This window comes from Paenibacillus oryzisoli (assembly GCF_001653565.1).
GTDB lineage: Bacteria > Bacillota > Bacilli > Paenibacillales > NBRC-103111 > Paenibacillus_E > Paenibacillus_E oryzisoli.
Genome location: NZ_LYPB01000076.1, coordinates 78,425 through 97,546, shown reverse-complemented (window position 1 = coordinate 97,546; position 19,122 = coordinate 78,425). Strand labels below are relative to the sequence as shown.

18 protein-coding genes are annotated in these 19,122 nt (G+C 44.2%); 5 read left to right on the top strand and 13 right to left on the bottom strand.

Annotated elements, in window-relative coordinates:
• Nucleotides 1-222: 222 nt before the first annotated feature.
• Complete coding sequence (locus tag A8708_RS21505; protein WP_068667222.1) at nt 223-453, top strand: hypothetical protein; 231 nt, start codon at nt 223-225, stop codon at nt 451-453.
• A gap of 74 nt (nt 454-527) precedes the next feature.
• Here the strand turns inward: A8708_RS21505 and A8708_RS21500 are convergent, their stop codons facing one another.
• On the bottom strand, nt 528-2,702 hold the full coding sequence (locus A8708_RS21500) for a PAS domain S-box protein (protein WP_068667221.1): 2,175 nt from the start codon (nt 2,700-2,702) through the stop codon (nt 528-530).
• Between the two features lie 191 nt (nt 2,703-2,893).
• Here A8708_RS21500 and A8708_RS21495 point away from each other — a divergent pair, with 191 nt between their 5' ends.
• On the top strand, nt 2,894-3,826 hold the full coding sequence (locus A8708_RS21495; protein WP_068667219.1) for a zinc dependent phospholipase C family protein: 933 nt from the start codon (nt 2,894-2,896) through the stop codon (nt 3,824-3,826).
• Between the two features lie 89 nt (nt 3,827-3,915).
• On the opposite strand, the gene A8708_RS21490 is transcribed toward A8708_RS21495, so the two are convergent.
• The 6 genes from A8708_RS21490 to A8708_RS21465 form a co-directional block, all read right to left on the bottom strand.
• Nucleotides 3,916-4,662, bottom strand: a complete 747-nt coding sequence (locus A8708_RS21490; protein ID WP_068667217.1) for a uracil-DNA glycosylase — start codon at nt 4,660-4,662, stop codon at nt 3,916-3,918.
• Complete coding sequence (locus tag A8708_RS21485) at nt 4,631-6,886, bottom strand: type IA DNA topoisomerase (protein ID WP_068667215.1); 2,256 nt, start codon at nt 6,884-6,886, stop codon at nt 4,631-4,633. The genes A8708_RS21490 and A8708_RS21485 overlap by 32 nt, the downstream gene beginning before the upstream one ends.
• Before the next feature lie 158 nt (nt 6,887-7,044).
• The gene (locus A8708_RS21480) at nt 7,045-8,130 is read right to left on the bottom strand and encodes a tetratricopeptide repeat-containing glycosyltransferase family 2 protein (protein ID WP_068667213.1); all 1,086 of its coding nucleotides are present in this window, start codon (nt 8,128-8,130) and stop codon (nt 7,045-7,047) included.
• A gap of 209 nt (nt 8,131-8,339) precedes the next feature.
• Nucleotides 8,340-8,666, bottom strand: coding sequence for a DUF1904 family protein (locus A8708_RS21475; protein ID WP_068667211.1), 327 nt, complete (start codon nt 8,664-8,666; stop codon nt 8,340-8,342).
• 326 nt (nt 8,667-8,992) lie between these two features.
• Nucleotides 8,993-9,661: a PIG-L deacetylase family protein gene (locus tag A8708_RS21470; RefSeq protein ID WP_068667209.1), complete on the bottom strand. Its 669-nt coding sequence runs from the start codon at nt 9,659-9,661 to the stop codon at nt 8,993-8,995.
• Between the two features lie 23 nt (nt 9,662-9,684).
• The gene (locus A8708_RS21465) at nt 9,685-10,164 is read right to left on the bottom strand and encodes a glutathione peroxidase (protein ID WP_068667207.1); all 480 of its coding nucleotides are present in this window, start codon (nt 10,162-10,164) and stop codon (nt 9,685-9,687) included.
• A 185-nt stretch (nt 10,165-10,349) separates the two neighbouring features.
• Here A8708_RS21465 and A8708_RS21460 point away from each other — a divergent pair, with 185 nt between their 5' ends.
• The gene (locus tag A8708_RS21460; protein ID WP_068667205.1) at nt 10,350-12,512 is read left to right on the top strand and encodes a HelD family protein; all 2,163 of its coding nucleotides are present in this window, start codon (nt 10,350-10,352) and stop codon (nt 12,510-12,512) included.
• A gap of 65 nt (nt 12,513-12,577) precedes the next feature.
• Here A8708_RS21460 and A8708_RS21455 read toward each other — a convergent pair whose 3' ends face one another.
• The 4 genes from A8708_RS21455 to A8708_RS21440 all read right to left on the bottom strand — a co-directional run bounded on the left by A8708_RS21455 (nt 12,578) and on the right by A8708_RS21440 (nt 15,563).
• On the bottom strand, nt 12,578-13,420 hold the full coding sequence (locus A8708_RS21455; RefSeq protein WP_068667203.1) for a DegV family protein: 843 nt from the start codon (nt 13,418-13,420) through the stop codon (nt 12,578-12,580).
• Between the two features lie 206 nt (nt 13,421-13,626).
• Nucleotides 13,627-14,397, bottom strand: coding sequence for an SDR family NAD(P)-dependent oxidoreductase (locus A8708_RS21450; protein WP_068667201.1), 771 nt, complete (start codon nt 14,395-14,397; stop codon nt 13,627-13,629).
• 134 nt (nt 14,398-14,531) lie between these two features.
• Entirely contained in the window at nt 14,532-15,185 is a 654-nt protein-coding gene (locus A8708_RS21445; protein WP_068667199.1) for a GDSL-type esterase/lipase family protein, read from the bottom strand.
• Nucleotides 15,186-15,254: 69 nt separating this feature from the next.
• Nucleotides 15,255-15,563: a hypothetical protein gene (locus tag A8708_RS21440; protein WP_068667197.1), complete on the bottom strand. Its 309-nt coding sequence runs from the start codon at nt 15,561-15,563 to the stop codon at nt 15,255-15,257.
• 132 nt (nt 15,564-15,695) lie between these two features.
• Here A8708_RS21440 and A8708_RS21435 point away from each other — a divergent pair, with 132 nt between their 5' ends.
• Nucleotides 15,696-16,859: a M20 family metallopeptidase gene (locus tag A8708_RS21435; RefSeq protein ID WP_068667195.1), complete on the top strand. Its 1,164-nt coding sequence runs from the start codon at nt 15,696-15,698 to the stop codon at nt 16,857-16,859.
• Nucleotides 16,860-17,086: 227 nt separating this feature from the next.
• On the opposite strand, the gene A8708_RS21430 is transcribed toward A8708_RS21435, so the two are convergent.
• Together A8708_RS21430 and ytxJ are read right to left on the bottom strand one after the other, a co-directional pair.
• Nucleotides 17,087-17,968, bottom strand: a complete 882-nt coding sequence (locus A8708_RS21430) for a DMT family transporter (protein ID WP_068667193.1) — start codon at nt 17,966-17,968, stop codon at nt 17,087-17,089.
• Nucleotides 17,969-18,143: 175 nt separating this feature from the next.
• The gene (gene ytxJ, locus A8708_RS21425; protein ID WP_068667191.1) at nt 18,144-18,485 is read right to left on the bottom strand and encodes a bacillithiol system redox-active protein YtxJ; all 342 of its coding nucleotides are present in this window, start codon (nt 18,483-18,485) and stop codon (nt 18,144-18,146) included.
• Nucleotides 18,486-18,738: 253 nt separating this feature from the next.
• On the opposite strand from ytxJ, the gene A8708_RS36210 reads away from it, so the two are divergent.
• Nucleotides 18,739-18,948 carry a hypothetical protein gene (locus A8708_RS36210; RefSeq protein ID WP_068667189.1) on the top strand — a complete coding sequence of 70 codons (210 nt, stop codon included), beginning with the start codon at nt 18,739-18,741 and terminating at the stop codon, nt 18,946-18,948.
• The last annotated feature ends 174 nt before the right edge of the window (nt 18,949-19,122 follow it).

Here is a 19,122-nt window from a genome sequence, read left to right as displayed (position 1 = left end):
CATCTTCTTCCTAAATAATCCCCTTATTCATTACAATTGTGAAATTAATGGCATCAACAGCTTATATTCTACATATTTTAGGAAATCCTCAAAGTAACAAGCCTTTTCAGTAAATAAAATCTCTACAAAAAAATTATAAATACTGTGTGATGATTTCGTTTGCCGTACTGTCCCTATTAATAAGTGCCTTACAACTACTATCCATATGACAGAGGTGTATCGATGATTTACGGAACTAAGCTACTAGATACAGATTCAGAACTATTTACTGCTGCCCTAACGAAAACGCCTGTCTACGTATGGTCACTTGATCAACTAGGTGTTTATTACCAAGAAACTACAGGGATTATCGTCAAATACACGCCAGATTATGTACAAGTTTACAACGAGAATAACACCACAAAGGCCACTTGGTACTCAAGAGAAACTTCGGAATTTAGTATTGCATTCTAGACATAAGAAAACCGCCGTTATTCGGTTCAATCCGACGGCGGTTTTTCATGTTCTCATGTGAACATAGCAAACAATCAATTAGGCTCTTCTGTGTACCTTGGCAAGAACACATCAATTGTCGTCCCATAACCCACTTGACTCTGAATGTACATCGTTCCTTTGTGCGCTTCTACAATCTTGAAACACATCATTAAACCTAAGCCTGTTCCCTTCTCCTTCGTTGTATAAAAGGGTTCCCCCAGCTGTTTCAATCGTTCCTCCGGTATTCCACATCCGTTATCTTGTGTCCGAACCCTAATCTGATCTTCGCCATGTAAGGAAACAAGCAATTTGATTTGACCGTCCTTCGGTATCGCCTCCATCGCGTTTTTGATCAAATTAATGAATAGTTGCTTTAAGTGCATTTCCGAACACGTAATTTCAGGAATATCCGATTGGAATTCCAATATAAGCTCCACATTACAGAGTACCGCTTGTGTATCCAGAAGAGCAATAACCGATTGCAGGATCATCACGAGATCGCTTTTTTTATACACGATGGCTTCCGGTTTCGCAATCACAAGGAATTCACTTACAATGAAATTGATGCGATCCAGCTCCGATAACATGATGTCAAAATAATGCCTCTTATCCCTCAAATCGTGTTGAAGTAGTTGTAAGAAACCCCGAAGCGACGTAAGCGGGTTCCTGATTTCATGTGCAAGTCCAGCCGCGAGCTGTCCAGCAACAGACAATTTGTCTGATTTTCGGAGAAGCTCCTCCGTTTGCTTACGTTCCGTAATATCCCTTGTGATTTCTGCAAATCCAAAAATGTCCCCTTTTTCACTTCGAATTGGCGTTTTCGTTATGCTCACATGGATGAGTTGACCATCTTTCCGCAGACGAACCGACTCCATCCCCGATATCTGCTTCCCGGATTTTAACTTGTCATACAACTCTTTGCGCTCATATTCCAAGTTATCCGGATAAATCGGCAATTGATGCCCAATCAATTCCTCCTGACTCCAGCCAAAAATATGTTCATGAGCAGCATTAATAGAGATTACCCTCGCATTTAAATCGCACACACAGATGGCATCCGTCGTGTTATTTATGATAGATTCCAGAAGCTCCTTCGTTTCTCTGAGTTCAGTCTCCATCCTCTTACGTTCCGTAATATCGACACACGAACCGATAACTTCCACCATCCGTTCGTTTTCCTTAATTGGCCGTAAAGAAGTAAGATAAGTAATCCCCCGGAAAGTCGTTTCAAACATCACATTTTCTTCGCCAAGCCATGCACGATGATAATGCGCTTCAATAGAATTGGCCAAGATAGTGGGCCAAATATCATGAAGTGTATTTCCAATAATATGTGTCGGTTTAAAACCCAAACGATAAAGCAGCTCACCATCACACAACGTATGAATGAAATTCGCATTTATTTTTCTAAACTTCAACGTCATTCCTTGTTGTCTACGTACGGTGTCATGAAGATCTTGTTGTGCGATTCGCAATGATTCCCGGTCACGATTAAATTGTGTAATATCCTTTGCAATTAAATACACGCCATCCAATGTATCATTAACAATGATTGGTACATTTTTGACACCTAAATCAATGCGTTCACCATTCTCTTGCTGGAATTCCAACATATAATTATCATTTTGCATCAAAATACCAGCAGCCCTATCAAATTTCACGTTATTTTGCAGAAAGATATGATGGATATATTGAGAAATTAATTCATCTTCCGAGTAACCAAGAATCCTTGCCATTGCTGGATTGACGCCTTGAATGCGTCCATGAATATCGCAAGTCAGAATTCCGGCGGGATTATGTTCAATCAAAGACTTATAGCGCTGCTCGCTTTCCGCCAATTTCCGTTCTATATCTGACTGTTGAGAGACAACATTGATTTGAACAAGGAATGTCACAGGTAAGTTGTCTGCATCTCGAATGACTGACATTCGCCAGTCAACAGATCGTAAAGATAAATCTTTATGTAGGATACTGATTTGTTCTTGATAAGTAGGTATCTCACTATGAAGTAAATCCTTCATGCTACGATTGATGTATCTCACTTGAGTAGGTTCTACGAACATCTCTACATGCGTTGTAAGAAGTTCTCGCTCTGAATAGCCAAGTATATCGCACAAGCTGCGATTCACCTTTAACCAATGACCCTCAAGCGAAATCAGAGCCATTCCCATTGTTGTGAAGTCCAACATCGCATCGAACGACGGCTCCATTTCCGATTGATTATTCATATTTTTCCCCCACTGTACATGCTTTTGACGGTGATTCTCACCGTTGGTTAGATTCGACAACCTCACTATCAATCCTGCATATAAAGCCTTTCGGATTGAAATTGTTCACGAAATATGCCCTAGCCTTCCGTCTATATGTTAGAATGGAAACGTTCATTATTTTTCATCACAAGCTGTAGGAGGATGCTCCCTTGCCAAATATTTGGACACATTTAATTTTCGGACAAAAAGTAATGAATCAACTGGGCCACAATTCGGTTCTTAACGATAAACAGCAGCGACACATATTTTCACTTGGTTGCCAAGGACCCGATTTTCTTTTTTACCATAACTTTCTTCCTTGGAAAAAAGAAAAAAAGTTAAATGAACTTGGAAGTCTCATGCACAAAGAAGCCTGCGGACCCTTTTTACTTGATCTAGTTCGACAGGTACAAGGCCGCGGTCTCTATAATCCTGCCGTTCTCTATGTTCTAGGATTTCTAACACACCATGTCTTAGATCGAAATTTACATCCCTATGTATTTTATAAATCCGGTTTCAAGAAATGGGACCATCAACGATTCGAAATTATTATGGATACCCTTTACGCTAGGCATGCGCGAGATATCCAAACGTGGCGTACACCGGTATGGAAAGAAATTTATGTAGGCGACAAGTTTCCCATGGGCATAGTTTCTGCACTCACGGCTGCAACCGCAATCCATTACCCTAGCATCGCATCGCAAATGAAGGACTCCGATTGGGATGACGCCTACAATGACATGATCCGTGCTCAACGCTTATTCCATGATCCGCAAGGCATCAAACGAATATTGACAATTGGTCAAATATCGCCGTTCGTGTACACGAAGCATCCCACTCCACGCGATTATTTGAATGAAAACAAAACAGCATGGAATTGTCCAACAGATCTCAATGACATTTACACCTACAGTGCATGGGAGTTGTTGGAGACTGCGATGGAAGATTCCCTGCATGTACTCAAAGCTGCTATTCAAGTCCTACAGAGAGGTACCGATGGGGACTATGAGATTCTGCGCGAAGTTCTCGGCAATCGCTCCTACGAAACGGGTAAGAATTGCGAGCTTAACTTACCAATTACCTATGTGCAACCTATTTTGTAGAACGGTCAGAAAATCTTTACATATTTTATATACTATTCGGTTCCTAACACAAGTTTCGGTCTATAAAATGAAAAAAACCATGAATGTTGTCATTCATGGTTTTCGTTTTCTCTCATATTAGGGATCATCCAGTCGATTTCTGTCATTCCAAGTCGATTTAATTGAGCGTTGACAGTAGAAAAAGGCTTACTGCCAAAGAATCCTCGATACGCCGACAACGGACTTGGATGAGCCGATGTGATGATTACATGTCGTGATGCGTTAATCAGTGATCGCTTGGCTTGTGCATGGCTTCCCCACAGTAAGAAAATAACAGGCTTTTCTCTAGCGCTTAGCGCTTGGATAATCCCATCCGTGAATCTTTCCCAGCCCATCCCCTTATGCGAGTTAGGCTCTGCATCACGAACGGTTAATACCGTGTTTAACAACAGAACACCTTGTTCTGCCCAAACTTTCAAATAACCATGATTAGGCATATCACAGCCCAGATCCGACGCTAATTCTTTGTACATGTTCCTAAGCGAAGGAGGAATAGCAACCCCAGGTTTCACAGAGAAACTAAGTCCATGGGCTTGTCCCTCTCCATGATATGGATCTTGTCCAAGTATAACAACTTGCGTATCCTCAAAGGATGTCCATTCCAATGCGCAGAATACGTCATCCTCTGGTGGATAGATCGTATACTTGGAATACTCCGCCTGCAAAAACTCTTCAAGCTCCTTATAGTAAGGCGCTTGGAACTGCTCAGCCAAAACCGTCAACCAATCATTCGTCAAAGGTTTCAATTCTCGTTCCCCCAAATGTTCATTCCGTTCCGAGCGCTCCTGTAGCAACATCTTTCAACACAATCTTCCCGTCAGTTTCTGTGCCATCCGGTAAAACTAGCTTCAGCTTCGACGTTTTCCCTTTTTGAACAAGCGCTTGGACTTGTGTATCCGTTAAACTTCGACCGAAGCTTTCCTTCCAAATAACGAAGGCGCAGCCTTCCTTATAATGCGAGCAGCCGTATCCTTTACGCCCCATAAAAAGCGAGCCGCCGCAACCGGGTCTTGGACACATCGCGATGAATGAGCTGGCTCCATCCCCCGATGGCTTCACAGCAGGTGTCCGCTTTTTGGCAGGAGCTTTCGGTGCACTGTCTCCACGTGACGATGACTTGGCTGCAGATGCGCCGCGTTTACCGCTTGGTTCTGGTGCATTCTCCCCTTCGAAATCCGTTTTCGAAGCTCTAGCTTGCTTACGTACTTTATCGACAATCAGCGTCGCAAACCGTTTGACATTGTGCATAAATTGGTCATCCGATGCCGTACCGCGAGAAATTTCGTTCAATCTACGCTCCCATTGCCCTGTCATCTCGGGTGACGTCAACAGCTCGATACCCGCTCCGCGAATTAATTCAACAACCATTCTGCCCTTCTGAGTCAACAAAATTTTCTTACCTTGCATGTCGATATAGCCGACTTTCTTCAAACGCTCAATCGTTGCTGCTCGTGTCGCAGGTGTACCAAGACCGGAGTCTTTCATCGCATCGCGGAGTTCTTCATCCTCAATCTGCTTTCCTGCACTCTCCATGGCCTTCAGTAAGGTACCTTCATTGAAATGCTTGGGCGGCTGGGTGTCTTTCTCCTTCACGATCGCATCCGTACACACCACATTCCCATTCGAATCGACGGAGAACGGCTCGTTGACTTCGACCTCTTCGTCTTCATCAGTATCTTCCTTCTCTTTCCCTTTGGTCGCCTTCGCTTTTTCTTTCTTCTGATCAGCGTAAATAACCTTCCAGCCTAGCGACAACAATTCCTTGACGGTTGTTTTGAATAGCTCTTGTTCCACTTCCGTCATGACCGTATGTACCTTGTAGGCAGCAGGCGGGTAGAATTGGGAAAGAAAACGTCTGACAATGAGATCATACAATTTCTGCTCATCCGGACTTAATCCTGAAGCCTTCTTATTCGTAGGCAAAATGGCATGGTGATCCTCAACCTTGGTTGGATTACAAATCCATTTGTTATTAATATGAACAAGATTGCGATTCGCGCCTTGTACAAGGTCATGATACGCCGTGCCTTGCAAAGCATTTAGCGCCTTATGCATGTCCGGAATATTTTGCTCCGTCACATAATTGGAATTCGTTCTAGGGTACGAAATAACCTTGTGCTTCTCATACAAAGCTTGGGCTGTATCTAAGGTTTTCTTAGCGGAGAATGCATACTTCCCATTCGCTTCACGTTGCAGCAGTGTCAAATCATATAATTTAAATGGGAATTCTTTGGTTTCTTTCACCTCATATGACTGAATTCGTGCCGGCTTCCCTTTCACCTTAGCAGCAAGCGCAGAAGCCTTCTCGCCATCGGTGAAACGCTCTCCCTGCCACATGCCTCGGTAAGATGTTTCGCCTTGTGCGAAGTGGCCTTCCAGCTCATAGAATTTCAGTGAGGAAAACGCCTCAATCTGCTTTTGGCGATCATAAATCAGAGCAAGCACCGGCGTTTGAACGCGGCCGACAGACAGCAACACATTATGCTTGGTTGTAAACGCACGTGAACCGTTCATGCCGATCAGCCAATCCGCTTCACTCCGGGAGCGTGCGGCGCGCGTCAAGTTCTCGTATTCAGCGCCATCCTTTAACGTTGCGAACCCATTGCGAATCGTTTCCGACGTTAAGTCAGATATCCAAAGCCGTTTAACAGGCTGATTGAGCCCCAGATGCCTTTGAATAAGGGAGAAAATATGCTGGCCTTCTCGCCCCGCATCGCAAGCATTAACCAGTTGATTGCATTTCTTAGCTAACTCCGCAATCACCTTGAGTTGATCATACGTACGCGGGTTAGGAATTAACTTAAATTCGGAAGGAATAATCGGAAGATGATTAATATTCCACTTTTTATATTTTTCGTCATACTGATCCGGTTCGGCCAGCTCTATCAAATGTCCGATAGCCCATGTGATGATATACTGCTCACCTTCAAGATGAGACCGCATATTTTTGGCTTTAGGTTCTATTGCGGCAGCTATGTTTCGCCCCATATCGGGTTTTTCCGCAATAATTAATGTCTTCAACCGCAAATCGCTCCTATCATAAGATTCCCGAAGTCATACTGGAAATCAGATTCTGTCGATTTAGTGTATCCCACTTTATAATCGCCTGCAATATCGATTGCGTGAATTATGTCTTTTGGCACAAAAAAAGCCCAAAGCGGGCTATCTAACATTGCATTTTATTTTTCGCTTTCCTTCGGCAGTACTTTTGCAAAATAGGAACGATTATAGATCATACTCGGATGGGTCGGATGATATTCAAATGCTTTTTCATTATGCAGGTTAGCCTTCACTTTATCGCCTAATCGATCGTAACACAGGCATAATTGCAGATGTGGCAGCCATGTCCATGCCGCGTGATCTACATTCCCCATCAAACCTTGCGGCATCCCCAAATTAGTCGCTGTTTCATACCAATAAATAGCGATAGGTATCGCATTGTTATCCAAAAAATAAGCACCTACCCGGCAACACATTTCCGCGCGAGGCTTATCATAATTTAACGCCCTGAAATAGGAGCGAATTTGCATTTCTTTATCTTTCAATGCCCCATAACAATCTCCCAGTTTCAGACAGGTGGAATACACATCCTCAATCCAACCCTTCTTCGTATTCAGGAATCGCTCATAATAGACAATCGCTTCGTAGTGAAGTCCATGATCCCTTAACTCATTGGCAAAATAGTAAAGATCGCGCGGAGAGAAATCTTCGTTGTCAGCTTCCCGTTTACGGTAGATGCGCAGGTTGCGATCGGTATATTCTTTATCCTTCTTATGCGTGACTGCTATATCTGCAGCGAAAATATGGCCGCCAACAATCAATACCTCATGCACAGGACCTTCCCATTGAAAACCTCTGTCTCTGCGAACCAAACGATTTCGTCTCAGGCTTGCCGTCACTTGCCCAGCTTCATTAAAACTCAAATGATAGTTCATTGTGACACTGTCAACAGTGGGGTCTAGTGTTGCTTTTAATTGAATCAACTTCAAGCGATCCACTTCTTCAAATACATCGTCCGCATCCAACCACAAGATGTAGCTTTGCGTGGCTTTCGAGAAAGAAAAATTACGTGCTGCACCAAAATTATCGATCCATGTAAAATCATAAATTTTCGCGCCAAACGAAGCCGCAATTTCCTTCGTGCGATCGGTTGAACCCGTATCCACGATAACGATTTCATCTGCTACTTCTCGAACCGAGTGAAGACATCGTCCAAGTGACTGCTCTTCATTTTTAACAATCATACAGAGACTGATAGAAATCATCTTATAGCCTCCCCTTCATGATAGTGATCTCGCATTACCTGGCTCTTTCATCCTTATTCAATTTTATGTCCTCAGTCTCTAAAATGTTCAGTAAACCAGCCTATGCCCAGCGGATATCTACGACACAAAAAAACCTCTTACCCCACCGTTGAAGTGGAATAAGAGGTTTACATGAATTATGGAATGCATAGGGGATTATCAATTGGTTATTAAATCAACTTCCCATTCCAATAGTAACTATCTTCCCGATATACCTTGAAAGCAATTTCTACCTCAGGAACCCCGAGTGATAAAATATGTCTCGTCACGACATCTGCATAGGCATCACGAATTTCCTGTCCTCGCTCAAACCAGCCTACCTCAATAAATGGATAGGTGTCACATATTTCACCTTGGCTTATGGAAACAGTTGGCAGACACTCCAACATGAAATTGTCGGTTCCACAAGAGCAAACATCAGCTAATTCAGATATCATTACTGTACTAATAGATTGAATTTGAGGAACGCTAATTCCCCTTATTATCATATGAGGCATACTCGAAAGCTCCTTTACTTGCTGGTGCGGTTACGCCCTCATTAGTTCTTTTATCGTTTGCAAGGAGACCCCTGTTTGATGGTAAACTTCAATCAGCGTCGCGCGCGGATGACTCCGAACAAAATCCTTTACTTTATTCGAATCTTTCAAAACAAGCTGCGAACAGCTTGTACATCTTGTTTCCCATCTCGTAAGGAAAACGCGCCCACATTTATCACAATTGCAAAGTGACATCCTTACACTCCCCTAGAAACGTTGAATGACCTGCTCTTTCATGTCATTCGTAATGAATATCCTGTTTATGGGGGTCCTTCTCACATATTTATTCACCATGTTGCCAATTCATCATTTCGATCCTGCCAACCGAGGACAAAAGCTTCCCAACGTCTCTCCTCTGGGAAATCCACCAAGTTGCCAAAGTGTCTCCCAATCGTGACATGCTGGGTGTGATGAGCTTTAAGTGCAGCAGCTTTAACCGGCCATAATTTCTCGGTGTCCACTAGTATTGAGGGTTGAAGTCCTTGAGCACGCAGCAGCGGAGAAAAGGCATAATACAGTTTCTTTACGCTTAGACATGCTCCGCTGTGCACAGCCGCAGTAGTCGCCTTGGAGATTGCGATATGATCACGATGTCCATTACCGCCATCCTCTGCAAAGGTGTAGACATTCTCCACTTCGTGACGTTGAATAAACGTAATTATCTGTTGCACGAGTGTCTCAAAATCAACTTCATCCAACTGACCGTCAGGCCAACCCAAGTGCTCAATCGCTGAAATCCCTAGGATATCTGCTGCTGCAAGCATCTCTTGTTCGCGAAGTTCCGCTAATTCTTGCCGATTCTTCGCTCGCTCTAACCCTTGTCTCCCAGCATCGCCACGAGTAGCAAGAAGTAAGACGTTGTCTTCTCCTTGGTCAGCTAGACGGCGAATGAGGCATCCGCTTAAGAATGTTTCATCATCGGGATGGGCATAAATAAACCCGTTGTGGGACCCCATTGCGCGTCCACCTCATCTTTCATTTATGCTAATATAGCCTCAATATCGGCACTAATGTCCGCTGGTTCCGTACGTGCACTATATTGTTTAACCACATTACCGCTTGCGTCAACTAAGAATTTCACGAAATTCCATTCAATGTCGTTAGTCGCATACGGCTCAGGTGTATGACTTAACAAATAAGTGTACAACGGATGCGCATGTTCGCCTTTCACATCAATCTTGTCAAATAACGGGAAGGTCACTTGGTAGTTAAGCTCGCAAAATGCTTGGATCTCTTCATTCGTACCCGGTTCTTGACCAGCGAATTGATTACAAGGAAAACCAAGTACGACCAAACCTCGATCTTGGTATTGATCATAAAGCGCTTGAAGCCCCTTATAATGCGGCGTAAGGCCACAAGCACTTGCCACATTCACAATAAGGAGCACCTTCCCTTTATATGCTGAAAGTGTTTGTGTTTCGCCTGAAATCGTTGTTACTGCGATATCATAAATAGACATGAATCCCTTCGCCTCCATTAATTAATTTGCATACTTCCTGAGTATACCATTCCTTTCCACAGAAGCCCAAATGATCGCTGATGATTTTCCAGAATTGCTTTCTATCTCCCGTAAGGTGTGTTATAGTGTTTACCTGTTTATTACAATTCGTATAGACAACAACTGATCTTAGGAGGTAACTGATCTTGGACACAAAGACTCAAAGTGCCTATCAAGAAGAACTTCAAAGGCTCCAACGGACAAATACGGAAATTGATAAACAACTGGAACGCTTACGAGCAACTCCTGTTTATTACGGTCCTGATTTAACGGAACAAGCACTTGAAGTTTTGCGCGAGAACGGCAGACACAATTTAGCCAAAGCCAGTGATGAGCCCTATTTCGGCCGACTGGATTTCGAAGAAACTGGCACCGGTTCGCCATCACCTCTTTACATTGGTAAAGCTGGCGTTGAAGACGAGCGAACAGGACGACTTCTCGTCATAGATTGGCGCGCCCCCGTAGCAAGTCTATTCTATTCATTTACAGGCGGCTTGGACGCAGCATCCTATGAGTCACCCGATGGTGTAATTGACGGCTTAGTCTATTTGAAGCGAAACCTCGTAGTGCGCAAACAAATTCTTCAGCGTGTTGTCGACACTTATGACCGGAATGAAGACTCTCTCTCTGTCGGCGATGAGTTCTTGCTATACCGTTTAGGCGAAAATAAAGATAATAAGCTGCGCGATATCGTCTCCACGATTCAAGCGGAGCAAGATCGGATTATCCGTGCAGCGAAGAATACCGCACTTATTATTCAAGGGGTTGCAGGAAGCGGTAAAACAACCGTAGCTCTGCACCGCCTCGCATTCCTTCTCTATCAATACCGCGAACAAGTTCGCGCGGAACGCATGATTATTTTTGCACCCAACTCAATGTTCTTGGACTATATCTCTGGTGTGTTGCCTGAGCTCGGTGTCGGTAATATTCAGCAGAGTACATTCACGGACTGGGTACTAGATATGTTAGATCATGAAGTGCAAATCGCAGATCAAGAAGTCACGCTTCAACGATGGTTTGCCCTCGGCAGCAAGCGACCTCCCATCGATGACTATGCGCCAGGACGCTTCAAAGGAGCTATCGCTTTCCAAAGTTACCTTGATGACTGTCTGAATCGTTTAGAAGCCACTTACGTTCCTACAGCGGACTTCTCACCTTGGGACGGCGTCAAGCTCCCCATTGCCACCATTCGCGAATGGTTCTTCGTTGAGAATAAGCATTATCCACTGATTAAACGTCGCCATCGTGTTGTTGCGAGAATCAAGCGATGGATGGAAATTCAGCTTGATAAGGTCTGGGAACAGAGCTTGAAGAAAGAGTTGAAGAAGAAAACTGCTCAGAAATTGCGGACTTACTTGACGAGTTGGCCTGAATATACGGCGTTTACCTTCTACAAGATGCTCTTCACCGACAAAGGTCGTCCGGACAGCATACCTATAGACCTGCTCCAATACCTACCAGAGTCCATCGTGACAGCATCAGCTAAGCTTTTCAAAAAGAAAGAAGTTGGGCTTGAGGATTTAGCTCCTCTCCTCTACATTCATACACGACTTCATGGCATTTCATCAGATCACCTATTCGATCATGTCGTCATTGATGAGGCGCAGGATTTCTCGCCATTCCAAGTGGCGGTTTTGGATACCTACACACGCAATAGCTCCTTTACAATTTTGGGTGATTTATCGCAAGGAATTCATGCGTATCAAGGAATTCATGACTGGAAGGAATTTTCCAGTCTATTCCAAGAAGAGGAAACAGGGTATTTCGAGTTGGAACGAAGCTATCGTTCCACCATGGAAATCATCCAGTTTGCCAATTCGGTACTCCAGCGTGGTGTCAGTCATCCTTTGCTTGCTGTACCGGTTTTCCGGAGCGGAAATAAAGTTCGTGTGCTGCAGTCTTCGCTTAAAGAGCGGCTTCCATTGGTGCAGAAGGCTATTGCGAGCTTACTAGCAGGCACCTCCAGCACAATTGCCGTGGTCGCTAGAACCGAGAAGCAAGCTCTAGAACTGCATGAAGCCTTGACTCTTGCTGGCATCGAAACGAATCTGATCACTTCCAAGCAACGTGTATATCGCGGCGGCATATCCGTGCTGCCTGTTTATTTGACCAAGGGCTTAGAATTCGATGCCGTTATTCTGATGGACGTGACAGCGGAGCATTACGAAACAACCCTTATGGATGCGAAGCTCCTCTATGTTGGTTGTACACGTGCTTTGCATGAGCTATGGTTGCTCGTGACGGGAGACATATCACCACTTGTAGCTGTGGATCAATCTGAGATCACGACGACGGAGTTTCCGCAATAAATATGTAAAAGACACCTGCCCACCGATCACTTGCAAGGATCGGGAGACAGGTGTCTTTTTTCAGCTTAGTAAGCGACTAATACGCCGCCTTCACCCGCATAGGTGCCAATCACGGTGCCCATATTAGCGAATAGAACATTGCGGAAAGGATGCTTTTCCAGTAATTCCGCCATGAATGCGCGCGCCCTTGCTTCACAATTGCTATGCGCGATGGCAATCACATCCTTCTCGTAATCATGTTCCTTGTCACCAAGAAAGGATAATAATCGCTTCAAAGCCTGCTGTGAGCCGCGAATTTTCTCAACAACCTCAATGGCACCTTCTTCACTTGCTTTCATGAGAAGTTTTATATTCAGGACAGATGCCACTGCACCGCGAACGCGATCGAGTCTTCCGCCTTTAATGACATTATCCAAAGTATCTAAGAAAAAGAAAGTTCCCGAGCTCGTAACTGCTTGTTGGAGCGTGGCTGTTAACGTTTCATAAGACATGCCGCTCTCCGCCAGCTGTGCTGCTCGATATACAAGTACGCCTAAACCAAGTGAAGTTGTCTTGGAATCAATGACTTCAATACGGCCAGTAAAACCATTCTCCAGCAGCATTTCTTTTGCCATGACAGCATGATGATACGTTGAGCTTAATGCCGATGATAAACACAATACAAGAATATCTTGATCCGGCCCACCCTTCTGATACGCACGCAAGAAGTGTCCAGGTGACGGGCTAGAGGTTTTCGGCAACGCACTCTCCCGCTTCATCCTAGCATAGAAGTCAGCAAGCTCCATGTCTACTGGCATGCATTCCTCGCCAAATTGAACAGATAAGGGAACAATCCCTACTCCTATTGCCTCTACAGTGCTTCTTGGAAGGTCGCAGCTGCTGTCCGTGATAATCTTGATTGTCGTCATGGCTGTCCACTCATTTCTTATTTATTGGGCGAAAACAATATTTAGCTTATGTGGTCCGAAACGGCTCGAATCAACCTAGAACTCGTTTGATTCCATGACGTGTTTCGACATTTTAATACTTCTTTCGCCAACTTCCCTTCTAGTACGTGAAAACCAGTTGATTGGTTTCGAGAAATCCCCACATATCTAAGAATTGTCATTATTTACTAGAATCCGTAAATTGTCATTCCCCCATCTACAAACAGCGTTTGACCTGTAATATAGTTCGCTGCATCCGATGCTAGGAATACAGCTGGCCCAACGAGTTCCTCTAGCTCACCTACACGACGAAGTGGTGTGCGGGCTAGGATTTCAGCCAAATAATCTGGTTGACTTAGGATCCCTTCAGTCAATGGCGTTTTGAAATACCAGGGACCGATGCCATTTACCAAAATGCCATATTTCCCCCATTCAAGGGCAAGCACCTTCGTCATTTGGATCATCGCGGCTTTAGTTGCAGCATATACAACACCCGTGCGAAGCGCTACTTGTCCAGCCACTGAAGCAATATTGATGATTCGTCCATACTCCCTTTGCTGCATGTGACGACCAACGATTTGCGAGCACAAGAAAGCAGATTTCAAGTTCGTCTGCATGATGGTGTCCCATTCCTCATCTGTGACGGCCAAAGCCTGACTACGGATGTTCATGCCAGCATTATTAATGAGAATATCTATGCGCCCTGTTACATTGATGATAGACGATACCGCGGCCTCAATTTGCTCACGATTCGTTACATCGACCGTAAACGGATAGGCTTGTCTACCCAATGCTCGAATTTCACCCGCAACAACTTCCAAATCTGAAGCTGTTCGAGCAAAAATCGCGACATCTGCTCCCGCTTCAGCTAAGCCAATTGCGAGCGCTCGTCCAATACCTCTTCCGGCCCCAGTCACTAGGGCCACTTTATTATTTAGTTGAAATGAAGGTAAGTACATCGTTTCATCGTCCAATCTCTATGTTATGTATGGAGGCGCATTCCGAAAAATCATGCCATCTGGCACTTATTCGTGCTGGCTGGCAGCGCCTGTCATTTCATTTCCACTTTTGGTCATATGCGATAGTTTCATTGTCACATGAATAGCTGTTGCAACTGCTGCAAAGAGACAGCTACCTCTAGTTGGTTAGCCACCCGCTCATAACCTCGATCATTGGGATGAATGGCATCCTCAGACAAAAATAGCGGCGCTTGACCAACGAATGCGTCGTACACTTGCACGATTCGAATATGCGGCTGCTCTAATTTTCGCAGAAATAAATTGAAGCGCTGAACCCAGTAAGCAGCATCTGGAATCTGAGGTAATGGGTTATATAAACCAATTAAAGCCAGTAAATATGGCGTTTGTATACCTTGCCGCAGCCTTTCAATTTGAGCGATAAGTTTACGATAGTTAGATTCATACGTTTGTAAGGCCGTCTTGAGCACCGTATTATCGCCATCATAAAAGAAAGGAATCGCCGCTTGAATGAGATCGTTTCCGCCAGCTGTAATGGTGATGAGAGTTGCTTCTTGAACATCTTTCTGAAGCTGCGGGTCAGATTCGATAGTCTCCAGTAATTGCGCAGTCGTGGCACCATTGGTACCTGCCTGACGTAAGGAAACAGGCACGTTCAGCAAACATTCCAACCTTTGTCGATACAGCGAAACGAAGCCTTGACCTTCCTCAGCACCATAACCAACGGTTAAAGAATCACCAAATGCCAAATATTGAATTCTTTTTTCCATCGCTATCCTCTCCCCTAAAGCGTGACGTATATTACTATATGCGCCACCGCCCAGTTTGGGAAGGGATACCTATAGGGGTTCATTCGTCGTTTTTTTTGCGCTTACATGTTGATTCACATACTTCTCAATCTGTTCCTTCTCCGCATAGGTGAATTGGAACTCACTATCGCAGCCTTCATCGTGCAGGACAATCTGTACAATTTCACCTTCCCCGTTGCAAATCACGAGAATAGATGGATCTAATAATCCTTCTGGAAGCACATCCCCATCTTCTAGCTGTATGCCCAAATATACATCCTGCCATTGTCCTCGGCTTTCCGCTTCAAGAAAGCACAACCCAAATCGGTGTTCTTCATGTTCCGCCCCATATTTCATCATTGTCGATCCCTCCAATTTATCCCCTTCAAGTTTGTTCCAACTTGTCATCCTAGGTCTTTGCATTTGGTAGTTCTTGCTTCTATATACTACAATGGAGTTAAGAACCATTCAACAAAGGAGCTAACCTTACCCATGAAACCTACAATCGCTCAAACCATAGAAAGCAATGCCGCAAGATTTAAAGACATATCTCGCTTTATCGGGGCTAACCCTGAGCTTGGTCATGAAGAATTCCTTGCGTTTGCTCGTTTAACAGAAGAATTAGCCTACCATGGCTTCACAATCGAACGCGGTGTTCTGGATATTCCTACGGCATTCATCGCAACGTATGACTCAGGTCGACCAGGTCCTGTCGTTGCTTATATGGCTGAATACGATGCACTCCCCGAGCTCGGTCATGCCTGCGGCCATCATCTCATCTGCATGATGAGTATTGGGGCTGCAATCGGCCTCAAATCTGTCTTAGCCGAAACTGGCGGCAGCATACGCGTCTATGGTACGCCAGCCGAGGAAACGAAAGGTGCCAAGGTACCGATGGCCGCTGCAGGGCTTTTTCACGATGTCGATATCGCACTCATGGCCCACCCTTATTATACGTTTGAAAAATCAGGCGAATCGCTCGCAATGGATGCAATCGAATACGAGTTCTTCGGTCGTTCTGCACATGCCGCGGCTCAACCATATGAAGGCATCAATGCGCTAGATGCAGTCTTGCAGCTATTTAACAGCATTAATGCATTACGCCAACAACTCAAGTCGGATGCCCGTATTCACGGTATCATCAGCGAAGGCGGGAAAGCTCCGAATATTATTCCGGATTATGCGGTTGCTAGATTTTATGTTCGTTCCGCTACTCGCACGTACACGAATGAGCTTGTTCAGAAAGTTCTTCACTGCGCAGAAGGCGCTGCACGCCAAACCGGCTGTACGCTCAAGACATCAAACTATGAGTACTCCTACGACGAGCTTCGTACGAATGAAGTTTTGTCTAACGTGTTCACTGATCAATTGTTCGAGCTGGGCATCCAGCCGAAGGAAATCGAAATCGGCAAAGATCATGGTTCCCTGGATCTTGGCAATGTTTCGATACATTGTCCCACCATCCACCCTTTCGTGAAAGTCGTCAGTGAGCGGTATTTGCTCCATACCAAGGAATTCCGTGATCTTGCCATGACAGAACCTGCCCTAGACAGCATGCTTTTCACAGCCAAGGCGCTAGCCTATACCGCTTATGAAGTACTATCCAAACCAGAACTATTAGCTGCCATCAAAGAGGAATTTGCCGCTGCCAAATGATCGTTCTTCCGTTATTCAAACGACTATGCAAATAAGCTCCGCATGTAGGTTCCACGAAAAAATAGCATGATGAAATAGCGCTATTTCGATCAAAATGAGCAAATAACGGCCATTTAGTTCGAAATAGCGCTATGCCTTAAATGCCTTAACGTTATTCTCCAGAATTCGCTGCCATAGTAGCAAACAGGCTGTTTTCATACCACTATTATTGCGAACATGCCTCAGCACTAAGGTTTCTCATTACTGCGTAAGAATAAGGCTACGCCAATCAATAGAAGACCTCCTGCTAAAAGTTGCATCGTCGTAATCGTTTCGCCAAGCAAGAAATACGCCAATATTGACGCACCCAGCGGTTCTCCAAGCACGGTCATCGATACGGATGATGCTTTCATATATTTTAGCAGCCAGTTAAATACGTAATGACCGAAAATTGTGGAAACAAAGGCTAGCAGGAAAAAGATACCCCACTCTTTCAAGGGATAACCAACAAACGATTCGCCAGAATAGACATTCGTTACTGCAAGGGTCAACCCTGCGAATAAGAAAACGAGAAAGCTGTATACATAAGCGGAAATGCGCTCCCGCAAACTTTTGCCTAATAACATATGAAACGCTACCGCGATCGTCCCCACGAATGACAAGACATCCCCCTTAAGCGCCACTCCGGAAAATTGAAAATCGCCCCATCCGATGCAAATAGCTCCGACAATCGCGATACACATCGCAATCAATGCGGTCCGACTTGTCCGAACACCGTAGAGTAGGAACGCGCCAACGAGCACAAAAATCGGCTCCAGCGTCAATATCGCAGTTGAACTAGCAACCGTCGTATATCGCAGTGAATCCATCCAGAATAAAAAGTGCAGACCGAGCGCAATACCCGATATTGCGGTGCGCAGCCAATCCTTCACCTTAATCCTTTTAAATTCGTTGCGATAGCTCCAAAGAAATGGCAGCATTAATACATTCGTCATAAATAAGCGGTACATCGCAATGATGGAGGGAGATGCATCGGACCATTTGACAAATATCGAAGAGAAAGATATCGCAATAATGCCAATTACTAGATAGATCGGGATAGGGATTTTGGTTTTATTCATTGCATTCATGAATTTGTAACTCCTTACTTGAACGTTTCAGTCATGTTGTCGTCCATAAGTATATAGGAGGATGTTTGGCTTGCCAATCTTTTTTTGACCATCGTTCATTTAATGCACAGCATGAAAAGCCCTCCGTATCACCTACATCACGTAGATAAAAAGGAGGGCTTAATGTGTAAAAGAATTAGTCCAATACTGCGGACATATGTTTGTTCGTCACTGACCAGTGCGAAGTATTCCAGATGGACTCTTTATTTTTGAAATAAAGAATTTGCGGGGACGCATGTTTGATACCCAGATCCTCTGCAATTTGATTGGACACAGGACGAGATTCAATCACTTTCACCAAGAAATAATCAACAGCCTCGTTGTGTGTACCAGCCAAGTATTGTTCGTATTCATCAAGTGCGCTAGCACTTACTGGACAAGTTGTACTGTGTTTGAGAACGACAGCAGGCTTTTCGCTAGAACGATCAAGCACTTCCTGCCATTCAGTTAACGTCGTTAACTCTTTCCATGCAGACATGTTTCACATCTCCTTTCTCTACGTTCTCTTCAAAATTATAAGGTAACCAATACGCTTATGCAACTAATGAGCAACCTTGAACTCCCCCTTAAACATCTATGTCGACAAATATTACAGCCAGCTACTAGCGGAATCTAGATGAATAACTAATAGACCTTTAGTGGAGAAATTTATTTTGGTGATGAACGGGGTGTGATCGGGTTCGTGGGATTCGTGGGGGTAATGGAGTTAATGTAGTCGATCGGGCTGGTGGATGGAGAATGATGAAGTTGATGGGTTATTGGTGCTATGGTGCTATGGTGTTGATGAAGTTGGTTGCATATGTGGCAGTGGTGGGCTCGCATCAGAAGTAATAACTGGAAAATATACATCTATTTACAAGAAAAACCTCACTATAATCATATTAGATGGAAAAAATGTAGTTAATCGCATCAGAATCGTCCATTTTGACATAAATCTATGAAATTAACTACATAAAACACAGTTATTTTGATTTCAACAGGAAATATAGCAAATTTAACAACAGAAAATACAGTTATTTCACGACGACAAGTGCTGAACGAACCAAACACTCTCTTGGAATTTTCACTATTGCAACCCACAACTCGTATTAACACGGCTTAGAAAAAACAAATAA